This window comes from Paenibacillus sp. JT22N1 (assembly GCF_059692155.1).
Genome location: NZ_JCAUAW010000028.1, coordinates 26947 through 47593, shown reverse-complemented (window position 1 = coordinate 47593; position 20647 = coordinate 26947). Strand labels below are relative to the sequence as shown.

The 20647-nt window shown below is 47.2% G+C and carries 26 protein-coding genes and 1 riboswitch; of the genes, 1 reads left to right on the top strand and 25 read right to left on the bottom strand.

Annotated elements, in window-relative coordinates; genetic code table 11:
* From AC58UU_RS34725 to AC58UU_RS34705, 5 genes are all read right to left on the bottom strand, one after another.
* Window positions 1-531 carry an NADH-quinone oxidoreductase subunit J gene (locus tag AC58UU_RS34725; protein WP_497322067.1) on the bottom strand — a complete coding sequence of 177 codons (531 nt, stop codon included), beginning with the start codon at window positions 529-531 and terminating at the stop codon, window positions 1-3.
* Window positions 524-976 carry an NADH-quinone oxidoreductase subunit NuoI gene (nuoI, locus tag AC58UU_RS34720; RefSeq protein ID WP_029195651.1) on the bottom strand — a complete coding sequence of 151 codons (453 nt, stop codon included), beginning with the start codon at window positions 974-976 and terminating at the stop codon, window positions 524-526. The genes AC58UU_RS34725 and nuoI overlap by 8 nt, the downstream gene beginning before the upstream one ends.
* An 86-nt stretch (window positions 977-1062) precedes the next feature.
* Window positions 1063-2067 (bottom strand): NADH-quinone oxidoreductase subunit NuoH, encoded by a 1005-nt coding sequence (nuoH, locus tag AC58UU_RS34715; RefSeq protein ID WP_497322066.1) that lies wholly within the window; start codon window positions 2065-2067, stop codon window positions 1063-1065.
* Entirely contained in the window at window positions 2067-3167 is a 1101-nt protein-coding gene (locus tag AC58UU_RS34710) for an NADH-quinone oxidoreductase subunit D (RefSeq protein WP_307436694.1), read from the bottom strand. The genes nuoH and AC58UU_RS34710 overlap by 1 nt, the downstream gene beginning before the upstream one ends.
* 3 nt (window positions 3168-3170) lie before the next feature.
* Window positions 3171-3611, bottom strand: coding sequence for an NADH-quinone oxidoreductase subunit C (locus AC58UU_RS34705; protein WP_246358513.1), 441 nt, complete (start codon window positions 3609-3611; stop codon window positions 3171-3173).
* A 286-nt stretch (window positions 3612-3897) separates the two neighbouring features.
* Here AC58UU_RS34705 and AC58UU_RS34700 point away from each other — a divergent pair, with 286 nt between their 5' ends.
* A complete protein-coding gene (locus AC58UU_RS34700) occupies window positions 3898-4287 on the top strand; it encodes a hypothetical protein (RefSeq protein ID WP_497322065.1) in 390 nt (129 codons plus the stop codon).
* Here the strand turns inward: AC58UU_RS34700 and AC58UU_RS34695 are convergent.
* The 20 genes from AC58UU_RS34695 to AC58UU_RS34600 form a co-directional block, all read right to left on the bottom strand.
* Window positions 4211-4729 carry a NuoB/complex I 20 kDa subunit family protein gene (locus tag AC58UU_RS34695; protein ID WP_029195655.1) on the bottom strand — a complete coding sequence of 173 codons (519 nt, stop codon included), beginning with the start codon at window positions 4727-4729 and terminating at the stop codon, window positions 4211-4213. The genes AC58UU_RS34700 and AC58UU_RS34695 overlap by 77 nt on opposite strands.
* On the bottom strand, window positions 4714-5079 hold the full coding sequence (locus tag AC58UU_RS34690) for an NADH-quinone oxidoreductase subunit A (protein ID WP_171642858.1): 366 nt from the start codon (window positions 5077-5079) through the stop codon (window positions 4714-4716). Before AC58UU_RS34690 ends, AC58UU_RS34695 begins: the two co-directional genes overlap by 16 nt.
* A 232-nt stretch (window positions 5080-5311) precedes the next feature.
* The gene (locus tag AC58UU_RS34685) at window positions 5312-5716 is read right to left on the bottom strand and encodes a F0F1 ATP synthase subunit epsilon (protein WP_497322064.1); all 405 of its coding nucleotides are present in this window, start codon (window positions 5714-5716) and stop codon (window positions 5312-5314) included.
* Window positions 5717-5769: 53 nt separating this feature from the next.
* The gene (atpD, locus tag AC58UU_RS34680; RefSeq protein ID WP_497322063.1) at window positions 5770-7167 is read right to left on the bottom strand and encodes a F0F1 ATP synthase subunit beta; all 1398 of its coding nucleotides are present in this window, start codon (window positions 7165-7167) and stop codon (window positions 5770-5772) included.
* Window positions 7168-7212: 45 nt separating this feature from the next.
* Window positions 7213-8070, bottom strand: coding sequence for an ATP synthase F1 subunit gamma (gene atpG / locus AC58UU_RS34675; protein WP_497322062.1), 858 nt, complete (start codon window positions 8068-8070; stop codon window positions 7213-7215).
* A 128-nt stretch (window positions 8071-8198) separates the two neighbouring features.
* Window positions 8199-9713 carry a F0F1 ATP synthase subunit alpha gene (atpA, locus tag AC58UU_RS34670; RefSeq protein WP_497322061.1) on the bottom strand — a complete coding sequence of 505 codons (1515 nt, stop codon included), beginning with the start codon at window positions 9711-9713 and terminating at the stop codon, window positions 8199-8201.
* 32 nt (window positions 9714-9745) lie between these two features.
* Complete coding sequence (locus AC58UU_RS34665) at window positions 9746-10279, bottom strand: F0F1 ATP synthase subunit delta (RefSeq protein WP_497322060.1); 534 nt, start codon at window positions 10277-10279, stop codon at window positions 9746-9748.
* The gene (gene atpF, locus AC58UU_RS34660) at window positions 10276-10761 is read right to left on the bottom strand and encodes a F0F1 ATP synthase subunit B (RefSeq protein WP_497322059.1); all 486 of its coding nucleotides are present in this window, start codon (window positions 10759-10761) and stop codon (window positions 10276-10278) included. The genes AC58UU_RS34665 and atpF overlap by 4 nt, the downstream gene beginning before the upstream one ends.
* A gap of 78 nt (window positions 10762-10839) precedes the next feature.
* Entirely contained in the window at window positions 10840-11064 is a 225-nt protein-coding gene (gene atpE, locus AC58UU_RS34655; RefSeq protein ID WP_028556930.1) for a F0F1 ATP synthase subunit C, read from the bottom strand.
* A 74-nt stretch (window positions 11065-11138) separates the two neighbouring features.
* Window positions 11139-11846, bottom strand: coding sequence for a F0F1 ATP synthase subunit A (gene atpB, locus AC58UU_RS34650; RefSeq protein WP_497322058.1), 708 nt, complete (start codon window positions 11844-11846; stop codon window positions 11139-11141).
* 24 nt (window positions 11847-11870) lie between these two features.
* The gene (locus AC58UU_RS34645) at window positions 11871-12251 is read right to left on the bottom strand and encodes an ATP synthase subunit I (RefSeq protein WP_029195664.1); all 381 of its coding nucleotides are present in this window, start codon (window positions 12249-12251) and stop codon (window positions 11871-11873) included.
* Window positions 12251-12472 (bottom strand): AtpZ/AtpI family protein, encoded by a 222-nt coding sequence (locus AC58UU_RS34640; protein ID WP_029195665.1) that lies wholly within the window; start codon window positions 12470-12472, stop codon window positions 12251-12253. Before AC58UU_RS34640 ends, AC58UU_RS34645 begins: the two co-directional genes overlap by 1 nt.
* 222 nt (window positions 12473-12694) lie before the next feature.
* Window positions 12695-13831 (bottom strand): non-hydrolyzing UDP-N-acetylglucosamine 2-epimerase, encoded by a 1137-nt coding sequence (wecB, locus tag AC58UU_RS34635; RefSeq protein ID WP_497322057.1) that lies wholly within the window; start codon window positions 13829-13831, stop codon window positions 12695-12697.
* A 95-nt stretch (window positions 13832-13926) separates the two neighbouring features.
* Window positions 13927-14556, bottom strand: a complete 630-nt coding sequence (upp, locus tag AC58UU_RS34630; protein WP_029195667.1) for a uracil phosphoribosyltransferase — start codon at window positions 14554-14556, stop codon at window positions 13927-13929.
* 194 nt (window positions 14557-14750) lie between these two features.
* On the bottom strand, window positions 14751-16574 hold the full coding sequence (locus tag AC58UU_RS34625; protein WP_497322056.1) for an ABC transporter substrate-binding protein: 1824 nt from the start codon (window positions 16572-16574) through the stop codon (window positions 14751-14753).
* A 137-nt stretch (window positions 16575-16711) separates the two neighbouring features.
* Window positions 16712-17962 carry a serine hydroxymethyltransferase gene (gene glyA, locus AC58UU_RS34620; RefSeq protein ID WP_171642839.1) on the bottom strand — a complete coding sequence of 417 codons (1251 nt, stop codon included), beginning with the start codon at window positions 17960-17962 and terminating at the stop codon, window positions 16712-16714.
* 66 nt (window positions 17963-18028) lie between these two features.
* Window positions 18029-18634 carry a TIGR01440 family protein gene (locus AC58UU_RS34615; protein ID WP_497322055.1) on the bottom strand — a complete coding sequence of 202 codons (606 nt, stop codon included), beginning with the start codon at window positions 18632-18634 and terminating at the stop codon, window positions 18029-18031.
* 40 nt (window positions 18635-18674) lie between these two features.
* Window positions 18675-19133 (bottom strand): ribose 5-phosphate isomerase B, encoded by a 459-nt coding sequence (gene rpiB / locus AC58UU_RS34610; RefSeq protein WP_057303723.1) that lies wholly within the window; start codon window positions 19131-19133, stop codon window positions 18675-18677.
* A gap of 103 nt (window positions 19134-19236) precedes the next feature.
* Window positions 19237-19317, bottom strand: a riboswitch (ZMP/ZTP riboswitch).
* A 76-nt stretch (window positions 19318-19393) separates the two neighbouring features.
* Window positions 19394-19987: a low molecular weight protein arginine phosphatase gene (locus AC58UU_RS34605; protein WP_497322054.1), complete on the bottom strand. Its 594-nt coding sequence runs from the start codon at window positions 19985-19987 to the stop codon at window positions 19394-19396.
* Window positions 19988-20044: 57 nt separating this feature from the next.
* On the bottom strand, window positions 20045-20605 hold the full coding sequence (locus AC58UU_RS34600) for a manganese efflux pump MntP (protein ID WP_497322053.1): 561 nt from the start codon (window positions 20603-20605) through the stop codon (window positions 20045-20047).
* Between the last annotated feature and the right edge of the window lie 42 nt (window positions 20606-20647).

Genomic DNA, 20647 nt, shown 5'->3' with positions numbered 1-20647 from the left:
CTAATCCTCCTCTCTCTTCGCGACCACGATAGCACCGATAAAGGCTACCGTCAGCAGCACCGACATGATTTCGAAAGGAATAACGTGCTCGTTATAGAGCAGTTTTCCGATTTCTAGTGTGTTATCCTTGCCAGCATCCAGGGTACCCGAAGCGACGAAGGTCGTTTTTTGAATGGCATAAAATAATACCCCGAACAATCCCAAAGCACCAATAATCGCTAGGCCTTCATGCCAAGGACGCTTAGGCTCCTCTTCTTCCTCTTGTCTGTGCCTCGTCATCATAATGCCGAAAATCATCAGAATCGAGATTGCACCTGCGTAGATCAAGACCTGCACGAAAGCTACAAACTCAGCCTCCAAAATGACATATAGCCCTGCCAAACTTATAAACGTAAGGGCAACGGCAATGACCATGTGAACGACTTTAGTAAATGAAATCATGAAGATGGCTCCGCCAATTGCAAGTAGAGCGAAAACGAAGAAAGCCCAGCTTGAACCGTTGGATAGGAAATCACCAATTCCGCTAAACATCTTTCTTGGCCCCCCCTTTTGGCAAGGCTGAGTTGTTCTCTTGACGGATATTTTGCGTGTTCTCGCTTAACCATTGCATATTTTTGAACAGATCATCACGACTATAGGTACTGAGCTCAAAATTGTTCGTCATGACGATTGCTTCTGTCGGACAAACCTCGGTGCAGAGATCGCACAGAATACAAATCTCGAAGTTAATATCGTACGTATCGATAACCTTTCCCTTCTTCTCGGGGTCGGGATTCGCTTTACCTGTTAGCGTGATACACTCCGTCGGACAAACGCGTGCACATTGATTACACACAATGCATTTCTCTGGATCAAAATATTGAATACCGCGGAAGCGGTCCGGCATTTTAATCGGGACGTCAGGGTATGCGTACGTTATTTTTTTCTGTGTCATACTTTTAAACGTTACGCCTAAACCTTTCATTATGCCCTTCATTCGTTTCCCTCCTTAGAGTTTCCGTAGGAAACTTGCATCGTAAGCGTGATCTTAGAGTTTTGCTTTAGCAAAACTGAATTCGTAAGCTATGTGATGGTCATTATGATCGCCGTAATCAGCATATTAGCCAGTGCCAGTGGAAGCAGCACTTTCCAGCCGAATCCCATGAGTTGGTCTACCCGTACACGAGGCAGCGTCGCGCGCAGCCAGAATAGGAAGAACACAACAGAAGAGAATTTCAGAAGGAACCAGATAACACCCGGAATGAAATCAAGGAATGGGAACGGCGAATGCCATCCACCCAGGAAAATCAAGCTCGTAAGGGAAGCAATGACGAACACGTAAACATACTCCGATAACATGAAGAAAGCGAAGCGGAAACCACTGTATTCTACATGATAACCAGCAACTAGCTCAGACTCCGCTTCCGGCAAGTCAAACGGTGTTCGATTGAGCTCCGAGACCCCGGCTATAACGAAAATGATAAAGCCTAGAATCTGGGGAATGAAATTCCAATGCCAGAAACCGCCTGTTTGATGATCAACGATCGTATGTAGATTTAAACTACCTGTCATCATGATGACACCGATAACGGAGATGACGAGCGGTACCTCATAACTAATCATTTGAGCCGCGGAACGCATACCGCCTAGCAGCGCATATTTGTTATTCGATGCCCAACCGCCGAGGATGATACCAATTGTAGAAATCCCCGTTAGGGCTACATAAAAGAGCAGACCGACATTCAAATTCGCATTAAACATTCGATCCGAAAATGGAATCGTTGCAATAATCGTGAACGAAGGGATAAACGTAATGATAGGCGCCAGAATGAAAAGCTCGCGCTCTGCTTTTTTAGGAATCGTATCCTCTTTGATTAGAAGCTTGAAGACGTCCGCAACACTTTGCAGAAGTCCAAAAGGCCCCGTTCGGTTCGGTCCGATCCGCATCTGCATCCAGCCGATAACCTTACGCTCGAAGTAGATCGCATAGGTTACGAAGCCCAGAACGAGCATCAGCATGACGACACCCCAGAAAAAGAAAACGAAGAAGTTCGTCCAAGTTAGACTCTCCTCCAGTAAATTCACCATTAGGCATCCACCTCCCCAACGACAATATCGATGCCGCCTAGAATCGTAATCAAGTTGGTCATCGACTCACCGACCAGCAGCTTGGGCAAAATTTGCAGATTCACGAAGGATGGTCTGCGGAATTTCAGACGGAAAGGCTCTGCTTTGCCCCTCGATATAATATAGCAGCCAATTTCCCCGCGCGGAGACTCAATAGCCGAATACACTTCCCCTTCTGGAGGACGAATGACTCTAGGCACCTTGCCCATCGTTTCGCCTTGCTCAGGAAACTGTTCCACGGCTTGCTCTAGGATACGAAGCGACTGTTTAACTTCCTCCATACGAAGCAAGTAACGATCATAGCAGTCACCGCCGCTGCGAACAGGTACGTCGAACTGAAAGCGGCTGTACAGGCTGTATGGCTGCGTTTTGCGGATATCCCAGTCTACACCCGTACATCTTAAGTTAGCGCCGCTAAGGCCATACGCAATGGCTGTCTCTGCATCATACTTGCCTACACCCTTGATACGGGATAGAAAGATTTCATTCCCCGTTACTAATGTGTGATACTCTTCCAATTTACCGTACATATAAGGAATAAATTTCTTAACCTTATCGATCCAGCCTTCCGGAGCATCCCACTTCACCCCGCCTACACGCATGTAGTTGTAAGTTAGGCGAGCGCCGCATAATTCATTGAACAGATCAATGATAATTTCTCGGTCACGGAACGCATATAAGAACGGGCTCATGGCACCAATGTCCAGCAGATAGGTTCCCCACCACACCATGTGAGAGGCGATACGTTGAAGCTCCATCACGATTAAGCGAAGGAACTCCGCTCGTTCTGGCACTTCGAGCTGCATCATTTTCTCTACGGCATTCACAAGTACGTAGTTGGTTGTCATCGCCGATACGTAATCCATACGGTCTGTGTAAGGAATAATTTGTGTATAGCTAAGGTTCTCAGCTAATTTCTCTGTTCCTCTATGTAGATAGCCCATCACGGGTATTGCTTCTTTAATAACTTCTCCATCCAGCTTCACGATCACGCGGAAAACCCCGTGCGTACTAGGATGCTGAGGACCAACGTTTAACAGGAGTTCTTCTGTCCGTAACACGAGCTACACCTCCGGGTCAAGCGGTTCGTAATCTTTGCGCAGTGGATGGCCGACCCAATCGTCAGGCATCATGATTCTTACTAAGTTAGGGTGACCTGGGAAATCGATACCCAATAGATCATAAACTTCTCGCTCATTCCAATCCGCGGTAGCCCACACTGGAGCCACAGAAGGAATGCTTGGCTGCTCTCGATCTGTTTTCACTTTCACACAATACTCATGCTTGTGTGTGAGGGATAGCAAATGATACGCCACCTCTAGGTGCGTCTCTTGGTCCACGCCCGAGAGATTGCGCAAGTAATTGCAACGCAGCTCTTCATGATCCCTGAGCGTCAGCGCGGCCTGCAGCCAGCGTGAGCTGTGAATGACCACGTAAGGACGATGCGCGTCCCTTTCGTTGATGAATGCGTCGACGACGGCGTCTTCGCCTACGTCGGCTTTCAAGATCGCAACCAGCCGATCAAGCAGCGGCTGGTTCGGTGAAGGCTCCTTCGGCGCTTCAGGCTCCGCCGACTCGGTCTTCGCCGCGCGCGCGCTTGCTCGCGCGGCACGTGCTTCTGCGGCGGCCTGGGCTTTGGCCGCCTTCTCATCGTCCCCAGCGTCCGCAGACACTGGGGCTGGGGCTGCTGCCGACGCGGGCTCGCCCGTCGGCTCAGCGGCCGCCCGCGCAGCTTGGCGGGCGGCTCTCGCCGCGGCGCGCTCCGCTGCCGCGTCACTTGCTGCTGGCGCGTTGCCGCCCACGGCTGCGTCACTGCCCTTCGCTGCGCCCGCGTCGCCGCTGCCAGCAGCTCGCTCCGCAAGCTCAGCCGCAGGCGCGTCGCTCGGCTCGCTCGTCGTCTGCACAGCCGGGTCAGCCGCCTGTATCTCCGCAGCGCGATCAACCGCAGCTTGCACGTCCGCACTAAGCGGTGTCTTACTAGCGCGCGCCTCTGCCGTAAGATCACCCACTTCAGCGATGGCTTCCTCCAACGGCGATTCATTCACTTTCTTACCATCAGCAGTTGGAGACGGGACTACCTTCTCCTCCGGCTTCTTCTCATCACTCATCGATTGGTCACCTGCTTCCCAGTCTTCGCTTCATAGCGAATCTTCTCCTGAAGCTTGTTTATCCCATAAATGAGTGCGGCCGGATTCGGTGGACAACCCGGAATATAAACATCAACCGGGACAATTTGGTCAACTCCCTTAACAACGGAGTACGACTTCACATAAGGTCCACCTGCCGTAGCGCAGGACCCCATCGCAATGACCCACTTCGGTTCCGGCATTTGTTCGTAAAGACGGCGCAGCAAAGGAGCCATTTTCTTCGTTACAGTCCCCGCCACAATCATGACATCAGATTGTCTAGGAGACGTACGGAAGATGACTCCGAAACGGTCTAAATCATAGTGAGATCCGCCGGTACCCATCATTTCGATGGCACAACAGGCCAGACCAAAAGTTAATGGCCAAAGTGAATTACTGCGAGCCCAAGCTTTCACTTGCTCCAGTGTCGTCATAAAGACATTACGGTTTAATTCTTCCCGTTCTTCGGGAGATATTGACTCTAGACTGAAGTCCATTGCAGCACCTTCTTCTTCCAAGCGTATATTAATCCAATGGCAAGCAAGGCTACAAAAATACACATTTCCACTAAGGCAAAAAGTCCGAGCTGATTAAAAGCAACAGCCCACGGATACAGGAACACGGTTTCCACATCAAAGATGACAAACATCAAAGCAAATAAATAATAACGAATGTTAAACCGGATTTGTCCCTCACCTACAGGCTCATTACCACTCTCATACGTCGTATACTTCTCATCGACGGGTTTACTCGGTCTTAACCATTTGCCTACCGTTAGCGCTACCATGGGGAGAAGAATACCTAACCCTAGAAAGATCGCTACGATTACATAGTTATTTGTATACATCATGTGAATGTAACCGCCTCCATTCGTATTTGCTTTTCTTATGCGTGCTACTAGTTTTGGTAATATTCACCTACAATATTATAACAAAAAGCCTTTTGGGCGTCGATGACTAATTCCAAACCACACTTTTTATTCCTAGTGAGTAGATTTTCCATAATTATCTTTTATTAATCTCCCTATTCGAAAAAAAAACGGAGGAACCAAAGTTCCCCCGCTTTTCATCAAACATCTATTATTTCCCGGACACACTGATACGATTTAATGCTCTTTGAAGAGCGGCTTCCGCACGTTTGAAGTCAACGTTATCTTGCTTCGTTTCAGCAAGACGTTTCTCCGCACGTTCTTTCGCTGCTTTCGCACGATCGATATCAATATGTTCTGGTAGCTCGGCGCTTTCCGCCAAAATAACCACCTTATCCTTGCGCACTTCCATGAAACCGCCGTTCACTGCGATGACTTCGTCTTTGGAGCCCGTTTTCTTCACAGTAATCGGTGCAATTCGCAATGGAGTGACCAATGGAATGTGATTCGGCAGAATTCCAAGCTCCCCTTCAGAACCCTTCACGCTAACCATGTTCACTTGTTCAGCGTACACTTTGCGCTCCGGTGTAACAATTTCCAGTAGGAATGTACTCACTTGGATTCTCCTTCCTTAGAGTTTAGCAAAAACTGTCGTTGGCGATGCCAAGCTTACAGTGTTTTTGCTTTCTCGATAGCGTCCTCGATCGTTCCCACGTTGTGGAAAGCTACTTCAGGAAGGTTGTCGTGCTTACCTTCAAGGATTTCTTTGAAGCTACGCACAGTTTCTTTCAATGGTACATAAAGACCTGGGAAACCGTTGAACGGCTCAGCTACGTGAAGCGGCTGAGACAAGAACAAGCGGAGACGACGCGCACGGTGTACAGTCAATTTGTCCTCATCGGACAACTCATCCATACCCAAGATCGCGATAATATCCAGAAGCTCTTTGTAACGTTGAAGAATTTGTTTAACGCCTTGTGCTGTTCTATAGTGATCTTCGCCAAGTGTTTCTGGCGTCAAGATACGGGAAGATGAAGCAAGTGGATCTACCGCAGGGAAAATACCTGCTGCAGCGATACTACGCTCCAAGTTCGTTGTTGCGTCCAAGTGAGCGAAAGCCGTTGCTGGAGCCGGATCCGTATAGTCATCGGCAGGAACGTAAATCGCTTGAATGGAAGTAACGGAACCTTTTTTCGTGGACGTAATACGCTCTTGCAGTTGACCCATCTCTGTTGCCAGAGTCGGTTGGTAACCTACTGCTGATGGCATACGACCCAGCAATGCAGAAACCTCAGAACCTGCTTGTGTAAAGCGGAAGATGTTATCGATGAAAAGAAGAACGTCTTTACCTTCTTCATCACGGAAATACTCAGCCATTGTCAAACCGGACAAAGCTACGCGAAGACGCGCGCCTGGAGGCTCGTTCATTTGACCGAATACCATCGCTGTTTTTGCGATAACGCCGGAGTCTTTCATCTCGTGGTAAAGGTCATTACCTTCACGAGTACGCTCACCAACGCCTGCGAAAACGGAGATACCGCCATGCTCTTGTGCAATGTTGTGGATCAACTCTTGCATCGTTACGGTTTTACCTACACCCGCGCCGCCGAAGAGACCGATTTTACCACCCTTAACATAAGGAGCCATAAGGTCAATAACTTTAATTCCTGTTTCAAGAATCTCTGCTTTTGTCGACAAGTTGTCGAAAGCTGGAGCTTCTTTGTGAATGCCGCTAGTAAACGTACGGTCAACCGTCTCGATACCATCGATTGGCTCTCCCAATACGTTAAACACGCGACCCAGTGTTGCTGCTCCAACCGGTACAGTAATGGAAGCTCCTGTATCTTCAGCTGATGCTCCACGTACAAGTCCGTCTGTGGAGGACATTGCGATACAACGAACCAGGTTGTCACCAAGGTGAACAGCTGCTTCAACTGTCATAGTGGATACTACGCCGTTATCATTTCTTTCGATCTTGATTGCATTCAAAATTTCAGGGAGTTGTCCGCGTTCGAACTCAATGTCGACGACAGGCCCTGTAATTGTTACAACGCGCCCTTTGCTCATGGTTTCCCTCCTAAAAAAAGCTGTGCCTCCGTAGAGGCTTTATTATTAAGCGTTCGCGTTCGCTCCGGCAACGATTTCCGATATTTCCTGGGTAATCGAGGCTTGACGCGCACGGTTATAGGCTAATGTGTAGCCGCTGATCATTTTCGTTGCATTCTTCGTTGCGGAGTTCATCGCTGTCATTCTAGCACCAAACTCACTTGCTTTACCTTCCAATACAGCGCTGTAAATAAGCGTTTCAGCATATTTAGGCAACAATACTTCCAGTACTCCTTCTGGTGATGGCTCATACTCATAGCTAGCAGCAGCCACGCCAGTGACTTCTTCCATAGGAAGCAGGCGAATCATGGTTGGAATTTGGGTAATCGCATTTTTGAATTGGTTGTATACCAAGAACAACTGGTCATACGTACCGTTCTCGAAGTTCTTCACTGCTGCAGTAGCTACAGGTTTAATATCCGCGAATTTCGGTGAATCCGGAACCCCTGTCACTTCTTCCACAACTGGCATGTTGCGTTTGCGGAAGAAATTACTACCTTTACGTCCGATTACGAAAATCGAATATTCAGCTGTTGATTTATGGTTTTCACGAATCTCGGTCATGACCTTCCGCAACACGTTAGCGTTGTAGCCTCCAGCCAATCCACGATCCGAGGTGATTACTAAATAGCCTGTCTTCTTCACTTCGCGTGTCTGTAACATCGGGTGTTTGATCCCTTTGCTTCCAGCTGCAATGCTTTGAACGACTTCTTTCAACTTGTCTGAGTAAGGACGCGCTGCTTCTGCAGAACGTTGTGCTCGTCTCAAATTCGCTGCAGAGACCATTTCCATCGCTCTCGTAATTTGTTTCGTGTTTTGTGTGGACTTGATTTGGCGCTTAATCTCGCGCATTCCTTTTGCCATACCTGCTCACCTCTCTTTTGAGGCTTAGAAAAGCCTTCATTCGAAGACCTGAATTCAGGCGATCAGCCTGCCCAGGATTAACACGGTAGGCAGAGCTTCACTTCAACATGAAGCTCTGCCATCATGATTTATACAGAAGCTGCGAAGCTCTTTTTGAATTGAACAATTGCTTCTACTAGCGCTTTATCGTTATCCGGAGTGATGTCCTTCGTGTCACGAATGCTTTGTAGAATTTCTGGACGGTTCGATTCCAAGTAAGCCAAGAATTGACCTTCAAAACGCGTTACGTCTTGAACAGGAAGATCATCCACATGCCCTTTAACAACCGTGTAAAGGGAAGCAACTTGCTTTTCCAAAGACATCGGTTGGTGAACACCTTGTTTCAAAATTTCAAGCGTACGAACACCACGGTCCAAACGCGATTGAGTAGCTTTGTCTAGATCAGAACCGAATGCTGCGAACGCTGCAAGCTCACGATATTGTGCCAAGTCAACACGAAGTGTACCGGCAACTTTTTTCATCGCTTTCGTTTGTGCAGAGCCCCCTACACGGGATACAGAGTTACCAACGTTAACCGCTGGACGCTGACCTGAGTAGAACAAGTCGGATTCTAAGAAGATTTGTCCGTCCGTAATCGAAATTACGTTCGTAGGAATGTAGGCCGAGATATCGCCTGCTTGTGTCTCAATGAAAGGAAGTGCCGTCATGGAACCGCCACCTAGTTCATCATTCAGTTTCGCAGCACGCTCTAGAAGACGGGAGTGCAAGTAGAAAACATCCCCTGGATAAGCTTCACGACCCGGTGGACGACGAAGCAAGAGTGACAACTCACGGTAAGCAGCTGCTTGTTTGGACAAGTCATCATAGACGATCAACACGTGCTCGCCTTTGTACATGAAGTACTCACCCATTGCGCAACCTGCGTACGGAGCCAACCAAAGCATTGGTGAAGGCTCAGAAGCAGAAGCTGTTACTACGATTGTGTAATCCAAAGCGCCAGCGTGACGAAGTGTTTCAACAACGCCTACAACTGTGGATTGTTTTTGACCAATAGCAACGTAGATACATTTAACGCCGTTGCCTTTTTGGTTGATGATCGCATCGATTGCAATCGCTGTTTTACCTGTTTGACGGTCACCGATGATCAACTCACGTTGTCCACGGCCAACTGGTACCATCGCGTCAATCGCTTTGATCCCTGTTTGCATTGGCTCATGTACCGATTTACGGGCCATAACGCCTGGAGCTGGGGATTCGATTGGACGGAATCCAGTTGTTTCGATAGGACCTCTACCATCGACTGGTTGACCCAATGGGTTAACAACACGGCCTAGTAGTGCATCACCTACAGGGATTTCCATGATACGACCAGTACGTTTAACTTGGTCGCCTTCACGAATATCTTTGTAAGGTCCGAGAATAACGATACCTACGTTGCTTTCTTCCAGGTTAAACGCGTAGCCCAGAACGCCACTTGGAAACTCAAGCAGCTCGCCTGCCATTACGCTTTCCAAGCCGTGAGCACGAGCGATACCATCACCAACTTGAATGACTGTACCTACATCAACCACTTGGATATCGGAATTATAGTTTTCGATCTGTTGTTTAATCAATGAGCTGATTTCTTCAGGTTTGATACTCAACGAACTTCACCCCTATTCTTACAGTGCTTGTGTTAAACTAACGCTTTGGCCAAACGATCTAACTTGCCTGCCAAGCTTCCATCATATAAACGATCACCGATACGTACTTGAACGCCACCGAGCAATTTCGGCTCAATTACATTCGAAACACAAATCGTTTTACCTGTTATTTTGCTGAAATTTGAAGCAATCTCTGATTGTTGAGCATCTGTTAGCTCGAATGCGGAGTAAACGATCGCACTCGCCTGTCCAAGAGCTTCATTAGCAACCTTGACATAATCGCTTACCAAGGCTGCAAGAATCGATTGTCTTCCTTTATCAATCAAGACCAGCAGCGTGTTCCACACCGGCTCGGAAACTTTGCCTTCGAAAATCTGCTTCAGCAGGTCCGTTTTAGCGGTAGTCCCGATGTTCGGATGGTTCAGGAACTTCTGCAAGTCTGCATTGTCCCTAATCGCACTAGCTACAGATTTCAACTCTTCTTCAACTTGGGAAATGATACCTTTATCCTTCGCTACTTCGAACAGAGCTTTGGCATAACGCTTCGCTACGACGATGTCACTCATACGTTGCCTCCTACCTCTTTGAGGTAATGCTCAACAAGTTGTTCTTGTGACTTTTCGTCAATTTGTTTTTCAATAATTTTGGATGCGATCAGAACAGACATCGCGCCAACTTGGCTGCGAAGAGCGGCAACCGCTTTGTTCTTCTCATTTTCGATATCTTTGAGTGCTTCGTCTTTCAGACGAGCAGACTCTGCCCCAGCAGCACGAATAATTTCATCCGCTTGCTTGGAACCTGTTTGCTTCGCTTGCTCAATGATTTCGTAAGCTTCCTTACGTGTTTTTTGCAGTTCTTGCTTTTGTTCCTCTAACAGTTGTTCAGCCTGCTTGCGGCTTGTTTCAGCTGTTTGTATTTGATCTTTAACCAATTGTCTGCGTTTTTCCATCATGCCAAACAGAGGACCGAACGCAAATTTGGAAAGCAACACATATAGAATCAAAAACGCGATAAGTTGTATAAAAAATGTGGACCATTCAATATGCAAGAAACGTCACTCCCTTCTGATAACGTGGGCAAAACGAAGGCGTGGTGGCGACTAAGGCCATCAACGCCAAACGGTTTCTTAAGCTTTTCCCATAAAGATGAACGCAAGAACCAATGCAACGACCGGCATTGCCTCAACTAGACCTACCCCGATAAACATTGTTGTTTGAAGCGTACCACGAAGTTCTGGTTGACGGGAAATACCTTCCAAAGCACGACCTACGATCAAACCGTTACCAATACCTGCTCCTAGTGCTCCTAAACCGAATACGATACCTGCTGCTACTAATGCTATTGCTCCCATTGATAAAATCCTCCCTTAAATCATAAGTTTGTTTTGTATAAGTGACTCGAGACTTCCCGAGGTAAGTCTTGCTCTTAATGCTTTTCTTCGTGAATCAACGTTTGCGAGATGTAAACCATTGTTAACATTGTGAATACGAAGGCTTGAATTGCACCTACGAACACACTGAAGCCCTGCCAGACGAAGAGAGGCGCAATTCCAAACCAACCAGCTCCTACAATGACAGATATCATAATTTCACCTGCATAAATGTTACCGTAAAGACGGAAAGCGAGCGTAAGCGGCTTTGATACGACTTCAATCAAATGAAGGATCAACATTGCCCCCTTGAACTCAAAGTAATGCGCGAAGTAGTGCTTCGTGTTACGAGTAATCCCTAGATAGTGACTAAGCACGATTACGATAACCGTAAGCGCCCCTGTAACAGCAATATCAGCAGTTGGCGATTTCCACCAAGAGACATGATCTTCCGTTACAATCGAGAAAGGAAGGCCGAGCATATTACCGATAAAGATGTACATAATGAGCGTGAGACCAAGCGCAATGAATCCTTTGCCATGCTTAGACCCAATTGTGCTTCCGATAATACCTTCAACAAATTCAATGGTCCATTCCATGAAATTTTGCAATTTCGATGGATTCGTTACCGATGCTTTACGAGCCCCTGCAAGTGCGAGGATAAGCACGATAATGGTTGTAATTCCAATCATCATAAGTGCTGATGCATCGAAATGAATACCCAACCACTCAAACTCTGGTACCTTATGTTCCATATTTTCCATTTTCACCCCTTTCATCGAATGGAATTACTTCTTAGACTTCCTAATAGAAAGAATACCCAGTACGAGTGTTGCCAATTGAGCAAAAAAGTATCCAACAATCGTCGTGGGTAGCGCGATGTGTTCTGGATACCGGACGGCAACCAATCCTGCGAAACCAGCAATTGCTGCTCTTGTCAGAAAACCAAGGGTCACTTTGCGGCCCTTCTGCTCTATCGCAGCTGCTGCCAACTTGTTAATCTTCCAAGCTAGAAACCTTGCGTTCACCATACTCGCTAAAGAACCAAGCATGATCCCGGCAATGTAAACTCGGTAATCGACAAGAAGCGCCCATGCAGCCAAACAAAAGGATAAGAAAAAAAGAAACACATTTTGAACCGTTTTCAGAGTGGCTGAAAAGTCATCCATCAGAGCCCTCCGTACTGCTTTATCATGAAGTAAATGCTAATGATTCCGGTTACAAGCCCAAGCAAGAACCCACCTAACAACCAGAATTGTCCTCCTAGTGTGTGACTCAACCAGTCGCCGAAGAAATAACCGGCTCCTAAACAAATTACGAGGTCAATACCAATTGCACTAGTTAGCGCTACTGCCCGCCACGGATTATCATTGGGATTTGGCCGTTTCATCGCATCCTCCTGAGAGTTTTCCACATGGGAAAACCCGTCTCGTAGCATAGTGCTACGAATCCTCATTCATTGTATCGAAGCCATGCAAGGTTTGTCAATTGACTGAACAACACATGCCCCTTCGCGCAAAACTCCTCAGAGCCTTGCGGCTCTAAGGTTTGCGAGTTTCCAAACCGAACAGTGCAACTGTACGCTGTATCGTTTGTCATGATTTTGTCACGGTTAGAATGCTTCCGGACGCTCAGAGGTCTTGCCGAAGTGATAAAGTATCGCTTGCACGATGCGTTCAGACGATTTTCCATCCCCATAAGGGTTAGCGGCTTGACTCATTTTGTTGTATAAATCTGCATCCGTTAGAAGCGCGCGAGCACGCTCATAGACCACTTCCTCATCCGTTCCAACGAGTTCAAGCGTACCTGCCTGAATACCCTCCGGACGTTCTGTCGTATCGCGCAGAACTAGAACTGGCACACCAAAAGACGGCGCTTCCTCTTGAAGACCACCAGAGTCTGTCAGGATCATATGGGCGTGCGGATAGAAGTTGTGGAACTCGAATACGTCAAATGGGTCTACCAGCTTGATGCGTGGATGATTGCCCAGGATCTCATGTGCAGGTTCCTTGACTGCAGGACTTGGATGCACGGGATAAACGATCGCAATATCTTCGAACTCATCAGCAATACGTTTCACAGCACGGAAAATTTGACGGTGAGGTTCCCCTTGAGCTTCACGGCGATGCGCCGTCATCAAGATCAGCTTACGGCCCGCTGCCCATTCCAATACAGGGTGTTCAAATTTCTCTTGTACCGTATATTTAAACACATCCGTAACCGTATTCCCCGTCACATAAATCTGGGATTCAGATTTATTTTCTTTCCGCAGATTGTCAGCCGATTGCTGCGTTGGAGCAAAGTGTAGATCCGCTAGCACACCTGTTAATTGACGATTCATTTCCTCTGGGTAAGGGGACATTTTGTTCCACGTACGAAGACCTGCCTCGACATGTCCCACTTGGATTTGCTGCATGAATGCCGCATAGCTTGCAAGGAATGTTGTCAACGTATCGCCGTGCACGAGAATCAGGTCAGGCTTAGCTTCTTGGAAGACAGGCTCCAAACCTTGCAGTACACGCATCGTAATTTCATTCAGCGTTTGACGGTCTTTCATGACGTTCAAGTCGAAATCAGGTTTGATTTTGAAAATATCCAGCACTTGGTCGAGCATTTGTCGATGCTGAGCTGTCACACAAACAAGGGACTCAATATGTTCAGGATGCTTCTCCAGCTCCAAAATAAGCGGAGCCATCTTAATCGCTTCGGGTCTTGTTCCGAAGATGGTAATGACTTTTAAACGTTTCATCGGTTTCTTCTCCCCTTAGAACTTTGCGTAGCAAAGCTATCTTCGTAAGCATTAACCTTAGAGCTTTCCATAGGAAAGCTGACTTCGTAAGCAAATTATTTAGTGCCGAACAGACGATCTCCTGCGTCACCGAGTCCCGGTACGATATAGCCATGATCGTTCAGGTAGTCGTCAACGGCAGCTACGTAAATATCAACATCAGGATGCTCTTGTTGAACCGCTTTGATCCCTTCTGGTGCTGCAATTAAGCACATCAGCTTCATTTGCGTACAGCCTCTGCGTTTCAGCACTTCAATCGCCATATTCGCGGATCCGCCTGTAGCCAGCATCGGGTCAATAACAATTAACTCCCGCTCCAGGACATCTGTCGGCAGCTTCACATAATATTCGACAGGCTGAAGCGTGTCAGGATCACGGTACAAGCCAACATGTCCAACTTTAGCAGCCGGAATCAGCTTAAGTATCCCATCTACCATACCCAGACCTGCACGCAGGATCGGAATGAGTCCCAGCATTCTGCCAGAAATAATACGGCAATCTGCTGTAGTCACAGGCGTTTTCACCTGTACATGCTCAAGCGGAATATCTCTCGTAATCTCATAGGCCATTAAAGTCGCAACCTCGTCTACGAGATCTCGAAAATCCTTCGTTTTCGTATTCTCATCCCGAATATAAGTTAGCTTATGTTGAATTAACGGATGATCACAAATAAATAACTTCCCCATAATTTCCTCCTAAAAAACTACGTTTTATATGTATTTCACAAAAAAATATCGTCATGGTACGACAAACCTCGTCCATTATATCATATGTTATCCAACTTATCCTCTGTAAAACCAAAGCTTCCGTGAATATCCTTTCTACAAGAAAAAACCACTAGGATTTTTCATCCGAGCGGTTTTGGTATAAGATGATCAGCTCAATCTATGATTTCGGGGCTGAACCAGATGCTCTTGAAATCGAACCAACCGAGCGTATTGAAAGAAATACCTTGAAGGTGCGGGCTATACACTAATTGTTGGGTCGTATGAAGAAGAAATAAGACCGATTGGTTTTGCGATAATAATCCTTGCATCGAGCGGATTCGTTGTAAACGTACCTGACTGTCAGGTTCAGCTTCGATTGAGGCAATTGTTTCATCGAACGTTCTGCGCTGCTCATCGGTCGCGTATACGCGCAGCGCCAAGTTGCCTATCTTATACATCTCAATCAGACAACGGGCCTCATCGTCATCTGCGACAACCCCGCCGACAATGATATCTGCACATTGCATCCTATGCACCTTGGACATTTCCTCAAAAGAATATTCCTGTAGGGCTACCTGAATTCCGATTTCGAGGCATCGAGCATGAACCCATTCAGCTAGGGCACGGTTTTTTGGGGTGAAAATCATCGTTATCGGCTGGCCTTCATATCCGCATTGACTTAGTAATTCTCTAGCTCGTTCAGGCTGGTCATCTTCCGGCAGTTCGACTGGCGAATCGGTCGGCAAGAAATCCGCGGCAGGTATCGCATTATATAGCCCCAGTTCCTTAATCATGCCGCTACGATTAAGTACTAGCTGAAGCGCTTGACGAAAATGGATATCCTGCTGAGGCCCATCCTTTCGTAAATTAAAGACTAACATGCTAGAACCCAGCATCATGATTTCTTTTTTGCACCAATGCGCCGGTGCCGGTTGTTTAGAATGACTGAGCTTGCCCATTTGGAAGTTCAGCTGCTGCCACCTGCGCTCACTTACCATTTCCGGCACGCAAAGCAGTTCGATCCGATCCAGGTGGGCAGACTCCCGGTAATAATCCTCGAATGCTTCGAATGTTACGCCTCCTTCATCATACCTCGTAATTCGGAACGGCCCCGTCCCAACGGGGAGCATGCCTGGATCACTCACTTTCTGAGCGCTGTACACATCAGCCGGTACGATCGCGGCCTGATAGGAGCTTACGTAGTGAGGAAACATATAATTCGGCGCATTCAACTCGACTCTTACGGTCAGCCGATCCACTGCGCGGATGTCTCTAACGGATTCCAGCAGCCATCGGTTTGGAGAATCTTCCGTGCCTAGCGTACGTACCCGATTAAGCGAAAAGACTGCATCTGCCGATGTCATCTCACGACCATGATGGAATCGCACCCGTTTACGTAAATAAAACGTCCAGATCGTTGCATTCTCATTACATTCCCACTCATGGGCCAAACCTGGCTCTAAGCTGCCGTAAGCAGGATCAAAATAGAGCAGCGTATCGAAAGCCTGCTTCACGAGATGGAGATCGCCAGAGAAGAGCACATCCACAGGGTCTAGGGTCAAAACTCTCATCTGCATCGGCAATCGAAGGGTTTTAGGATCGCCAGACTCAAGGGTCCCTCTATACCCAAAGTAACTTCCTAACCAAGCTAAGAATCGATCCATGACTCCTGGATCCAATCCTTCTATTTGAAACAAACTCATCGCGCTGTTCAAATTCCCCTGTTCAACATGCAATTTTGCTTCAGTAAACAAAAGATCTTCGACGGAAGCCAGAAACCGGATCATAGAACGGTTGCCGCGCCCGCGACCAGGTGTCCAGGAAATCCATGCCATCTCAATCATCTTGCGAATCAATATTTTCACATTTCGTTCCGTACAATACAGGTAACCGGCTATTTCTTCAACGGAGACGGGCACATCCATATCTGTTTGTTGAAAATTGTGAACCCGCATTAATGTTGTTTTCAACTGCACGTACTGTAAAACAAGCTGCATGGATGCAACCTCCTTTTACACGAATTACCAAGAAGTATAGGTCTGCGCCCTACTTTCGTCAACAGTCCCTGGACCGATAAATGGATAAAAAAAAGCCGACTCCAGAGAGCCGGCTTGAACATTTTTTAAAACTAGAATTAATAAGTTAAACCTGGGTAAAGCGGATACTGTGCTGTCAGGTCTTTCACTAAACCGCGTGCTTTCTCCAAAACAGCTTCGTCTTTCGGGTTTTTCAGGGTAAGTCCAATCACTTTCGCGATTGTTTTCATCGCTTCTTCATTCATACCACGGGATGTTACAGCCGGTGTACCTAGACGGATACCGCTAGTGATGAACGGACTTGTTGGGTCAAAAGGAATCGCGTTTTTGTTTGCTGTAATACCAATTTCGTCTAGAACGTGTTCAGCGTCTTTACCCGAAATGTTCAAGTTGCGCAAATCGATCAGCATCAAGTGGTTATCCGTACCGCCGGAAACAAGATTAATGCCTTCAGCTGTTAAAGCAGTCGCCAATGCTTGTGCATTGTTGATCACGTTTTGTCCGTATGTTTTAAAATCTGGTTGCAGAGCTTCACCGAAGGAAACAGCTTTTGCTGCAATTGTGTGCATCAAAGGACCACCTTGGGTACCAGGGAAAACGGCTTTATCGATTGCTGCTGCCCAAGCTTTGCGCGTAAGAATCATACCGCCGCGAGGACCGCGAAGCGTTTTGTGCGTTGTTGTCGTTACGAAATGTGCGTGCGGCACTGGGTTCGGGTGCAAACCAGCAGCAACAAGACCCGCGATATGAGCCATATCGACGAAGAACAACGCGCCTACATCATTAGCAATGGAAGCCAAAGCTTCGAAATCAATCGTGCGCGGGTAAGCACTTGCGCCAGCTACGAGCATGCGAGGCTTATGTTTGAATGCAGCTTTACGAACATCGTCGTAATCAATGCGGAAATCTTTCTCGCTTACACCGTAAGCTACGAAGTTGTAGAGAATACCGGATGCATTCACTGGGCTACCGTGCGTTAAGTGACCACCGTGTGCCAGGTTCATACCCAGAACCGTATCACCAGGGTTTAGAGCTGCCAGGTAAACAGCCATGTTGGCTTGTGCGCCGGAATGTGGTTGAACGTTCGCGTGCTCAGCACCGAAAAGCTCTTTTGCACGATCGCGAGCGATATCTTCTACGATGTCTACGTGCTCGCAGCCGCCATAGTATCTTTTGCCTGGGTAGCCTTCTGCATATTTGTTCGTTAGCACCGTGCCCATAGCTTCAAGAACAGCTTGGCTAACGATGTTTTCGGATGCAATAAGCTCGATTTTGTCACGTTGACGGGCAAGCTCAAGGTTCATGGCTGCTACAATTTTAGGATCTTGTTTGCTCAAAAAGTTTGTCATATTAAATTCCTCCTACAGGGTAGTTTTATCTGTTAAGTCTTAATTCCATTTGATATGTTAAAAAGTTTAACAATCCGCATCGGGTGCGGCTGTTTGATAGAGTTGTTCCGCTTCATCAGATAGGTATACAGCTCTTGTACCGCCAATCAGCTTAGGCCGGGTAAAAGCCATCGTGACATAGGCATGGCCAATGTTACGCACTGGCGGCCTTGCTGGCACAGCAACTGGGCGCAGATGCATCCCGATGAGCGTACTGCCAATATCGATTCCGGCATGAACCTGAATCGTCTCGACAACAACCGGCTTCGCGAAATGGCGATACGCATAGGAGGCCATCGAACCTCCGGCCCTTGGCACCGGAATGACAGAGACAGGCTCAAGCTGAGGCGCATGCGATAACAGCTCTTCCTCGATAACGATTGCACGGTTCAAATGCTCGCAGCATTGAAAGGCTAAGTGCAGCCCGAACTCGCGGCTTATGCGCTGCGCCGTTTCAAAAATCGGCTTGGCTGCATCCAGCGTACCCGATGTACCGATCCTATGCCCGAGAATTTCACTTGTGCTCGTTCCAATAATCAGAATGTGACTTGATCTTAGATTGCCGACTTTGACCAATTCCCGAAGATTCGTTTCCAAAGCCTCGGAAATATTAGAAAGAATGGAATCTGTCATCGTGAGCCCTCGTTTCTGGAATTTCCCGTTAGGAAATATTCTATGGATGCAATGTGAAACGGTCTTCGATACTTTGTACTTTGTTAATGCGATTCTGGTGACGAACACCTTGGGAAAACTCGGTTTCAAGCCAGATTTTCACGATTTCCTCAGCTACACCCGGTCCAATAACACGTTCCCCTAAGGCAAGTACGTTCGTATCATTGTGCTCACGCGTCGCTTTCGCTGAAAAAAGATCATGCACGAGTGCACAACGGATGCCCGGAACCTTATTCGCGGCAATTGACATCCCGATACCCGTTCCACAAATTAGAATACCTTTGTCAGCTTCACCTGAAACTACTTGCTCACAAACTTTAAGCGCATAGTCGGGATAATCGACCGAATCTGCACAGCTGCAGCCGTAATCGACGACTTGGTGACCTAATGACTCAATAAAAGGAATGATAACATCTTTCAAACGATAGCCTGCATGATCCGCACCTAAAGCAATTTTCATGAATAGAACGCTCCTTTGCATGTTCGAATTCGACCATCCTATTATATCCCAAAGCTCACCAGAAAACGAAAAAAAGAGCGGACACGCTAGAAAACGCGCGTTGCTCTTTTGCCCAGGCGACCGGCCGTATAGCTCAATGCTCCATTGTGGTTACTCCCACTCGTCGCCAGTTACATTGAGTCTTGATTGATAGATCTATTTTATCGCATTCTACCCCATGTGTAAAGACGTATCCGTAATTCGTATATCTAGAACCTGAGTTATTTGGAGCCTTCGTTTCTTGTACGTATTTTCTGAACCAATTTATCTAAACTCCCGCTGATTTCCTCAGCCGTTTGTCGGTAAATCTCTATGGAGCCTCCGAACGGGTCCGAAATGTCAAAGTCAGGAATCGCATGTTCAAGTTTATAAATGCGGCTTCTTTCTTCTACAGATACTGCTTGCGAAAGAGCCTGTTTGAGCTGAAGCTCCGTAACGAGCTGCTCCCTTTCCTCAATCGCCTGTAAAATATGAGCGTCATCCTCGACGTACTCTTTGAGCGTAAAAATCTTCTCAATCGCACCCGGAAACCGCTGGATGACCGTACGCTTATGACCCATCGTCATCGTCAAAATGAGATCAGCCCAATTCACTTCAGACTCTTGGATCGCCAAAGAACTAATGGAATCCTTGAACCCCGCTTCCTGTAAAAGCGATGCACTATTTCGGGAAATTGGACCGCCCGTCACCGCGGATACCCCTGCTGAACGAACCTCCGCCGCAAGCCCTTCTTGGTGCACCCTGATACGCAGCAAACCTTCTGCTAATGGACTGCGGCACGTATTTCCTGTACAGACAAATAGAATTCGCAACATGATTCCCTCCTAATCGTAAGCTAAGCTAAGACGAAAACTTTCTATACCCCTATTGTATCATAGTAAAAACTTGATCCCAAACGTGAGCAAAATAAGCCCCCCAAACGCCTCGCCGTACTCGCCTACCCAGCCGCTTACCTGTCTACCAACCAATAAACCGGCGATGGATAGCAAGCCTCCAAACAGACCAAATATTAACACCGTCAACAATATATCCGTAGCGAACATACCAAGGGATACACCCACAGAGAATGAATCAATACTGACACTAAGTGAGAAGATCGTCAGGCCCAAAATTGACCTATGATCAAAAGAAGTCGCTTCTTCTCCACGAATCGAACTATACACCATATGCGAACCCAGCAGAATGAGCAAACATCCCCCAGCGGCTGTAGCGACATTACCAAGCAGCGAAGAAACATATTGCCCCATAAACATACCCATTAAAGGCATGAGGACGTGGAAAACAGCAATTACGACGCTTATTTTCATAATATCAATTAAACGAATTCCCTTCATCCCTATGCCAATCCCTAAGGAAAAAGCATCCAGGCCCAAAGCAATCGCCATAATAATAATTGTTATCAGCTGCCCAAATTCTACCCCAGATGCGAGCATAGTGCTATCCCCCTTGTCCACGTTTCTCTCTCAAGATATGCG

Bases quoted from the DNA above. Each gene is read 5' to 3' on its own strand.
- AC58UU_RS34725 (WP_497322067.1), bottom strand. From the start codon at position 531: ATGTTTAGCGGAATTGGTGATTTCCTATCCAACGGTTCAAGCTGGGCT.
- nuoI (WP_029195651.1), bottom strand. From the start codon at position 976: ATGAAGGGCATAATGAAAGGTTTAGGCGTAACGTTTAAAAGTATGACA.
- nuoH (WP_497322066.1), bottom strand. From the start codon at position 2,067: ATGGTGAATTTACTGGAGGAGAGTCTAACTTGGACGAACTTCTTCGTT.
- AC58UU_RS34695 (WP_029195655.1), bottom strand. From the start codon at position 4,729: ATGGACTTCAGTCTAGAGTCAATATCTCCCGAAGAACGGGAAGAATTA.
- AC58UU_RS34690 (WP_171642858.1), bottom strand. From the start codon at position 5,079: ATGTATACAAATAACTATGTAATCGTAGCGATCTTTCTAGGGTTAGGT.
- atpD (WP_497322063.1), bottom strand. From the start codon at position 7,167: ATGAGCAAAGGGCGCGTTGTAACAATTACAGGGCCTGTCGTCGACATT.
- atpG (WP_497322062.1), bottom strand. From the start codon at position 8,070: ATGGCAAAAGGAATGCGCGAGATTAAGCGCCAAATCAAGTCCACACAA.
- AC58UU_RS34665 (WP_497322060.1), bottom strand. From the start codon at position 10,279: ATGAGTGACATCGTCGTAGCGAAGCGTTATGCCAAAGCTCTGTTCGAA.
- atpE (WP_028556930.1), bottom strand. From the start codon at position 11,064: ATGGGAGCAATAGCATTAGTAGCAGCAGGTATCGTATTCGGTTTAGGA.
- atpB (WP_497322058.1), bottom strand. From the start codon at position 11,846: ATGGAAAATATGGAACATAAGGTACCAGAGTTTGAGTGGTTGGGTATT.
- AC58UU_RS34645 (WP_029195664.1), bottom strand. From the start codon at position 12,251: ATGGATGACTTTTCAGCCACTCTGAAAACGGTTCAAAATGTGTTTCTT.
- AC58UU_RS34640 (WP_029195665.1), bottom strand. From the start codon at position 12,472: ATGAAACGGCCAAATCCCAATGATAATCCGTGGCGGGCAGTAGCGCTA.
- wecB (WP_497322057.1), bottom strand. From the start codon at position 13,831: ATGAAACGTTTAAAAGTCATTACCATCTTCGGAACAAGACCCGAAGCG.
- upp (WP_029195667.1), bottom strand. From the start codon at position 14,556: ATGGGGAAGTTATTTATTTGTGATCATCCGTTAATTCAACATAAGCTA.
- AC58UU_RS34625 (WP_497322056.1), bottom strand. From the start codon at position 16,574: ATGCAGCTTGTTTTACAGTACGTGCAGTTGAAAACAACATTAATGCGG.
- glyA (WP_171642839.1), bottom strand. From the start codon at position 17,962: ATGACAAACTTTTTGAGCAAACAAGATCCTAAAATTGTAGCAGCCATG.
- AC58UU_RS34615 (WP_497322055.1), bottom strand. From the start codon at position 18,634: ATGACAGATTCCATTCTTTCTAATATTTCCGAGGCTTTGGAAACGAAT.
- rpiB (WP_057303723.1), bottom strand. From the start codon at position 19,133: ATGAAAATTGCTTTAGGTGCGGATCATGCAGGCTATCGTTTGAAAGAT.
- AC58UU_RS34605 (WP_497322054.1), bottom strand. From the start codon at position 19,987: ATGTTGCGAATTCTATTTGTCTGTACAGGAAATACGTGCCGCAGTCCA.
- AC58UU_RS34600 (WP_497322053.1), bottom strand. From the start codon at position 20,605: ATGCTCGCATCTGGGGTAGAATTTGGGCAGCTGATAACAATTATTATT.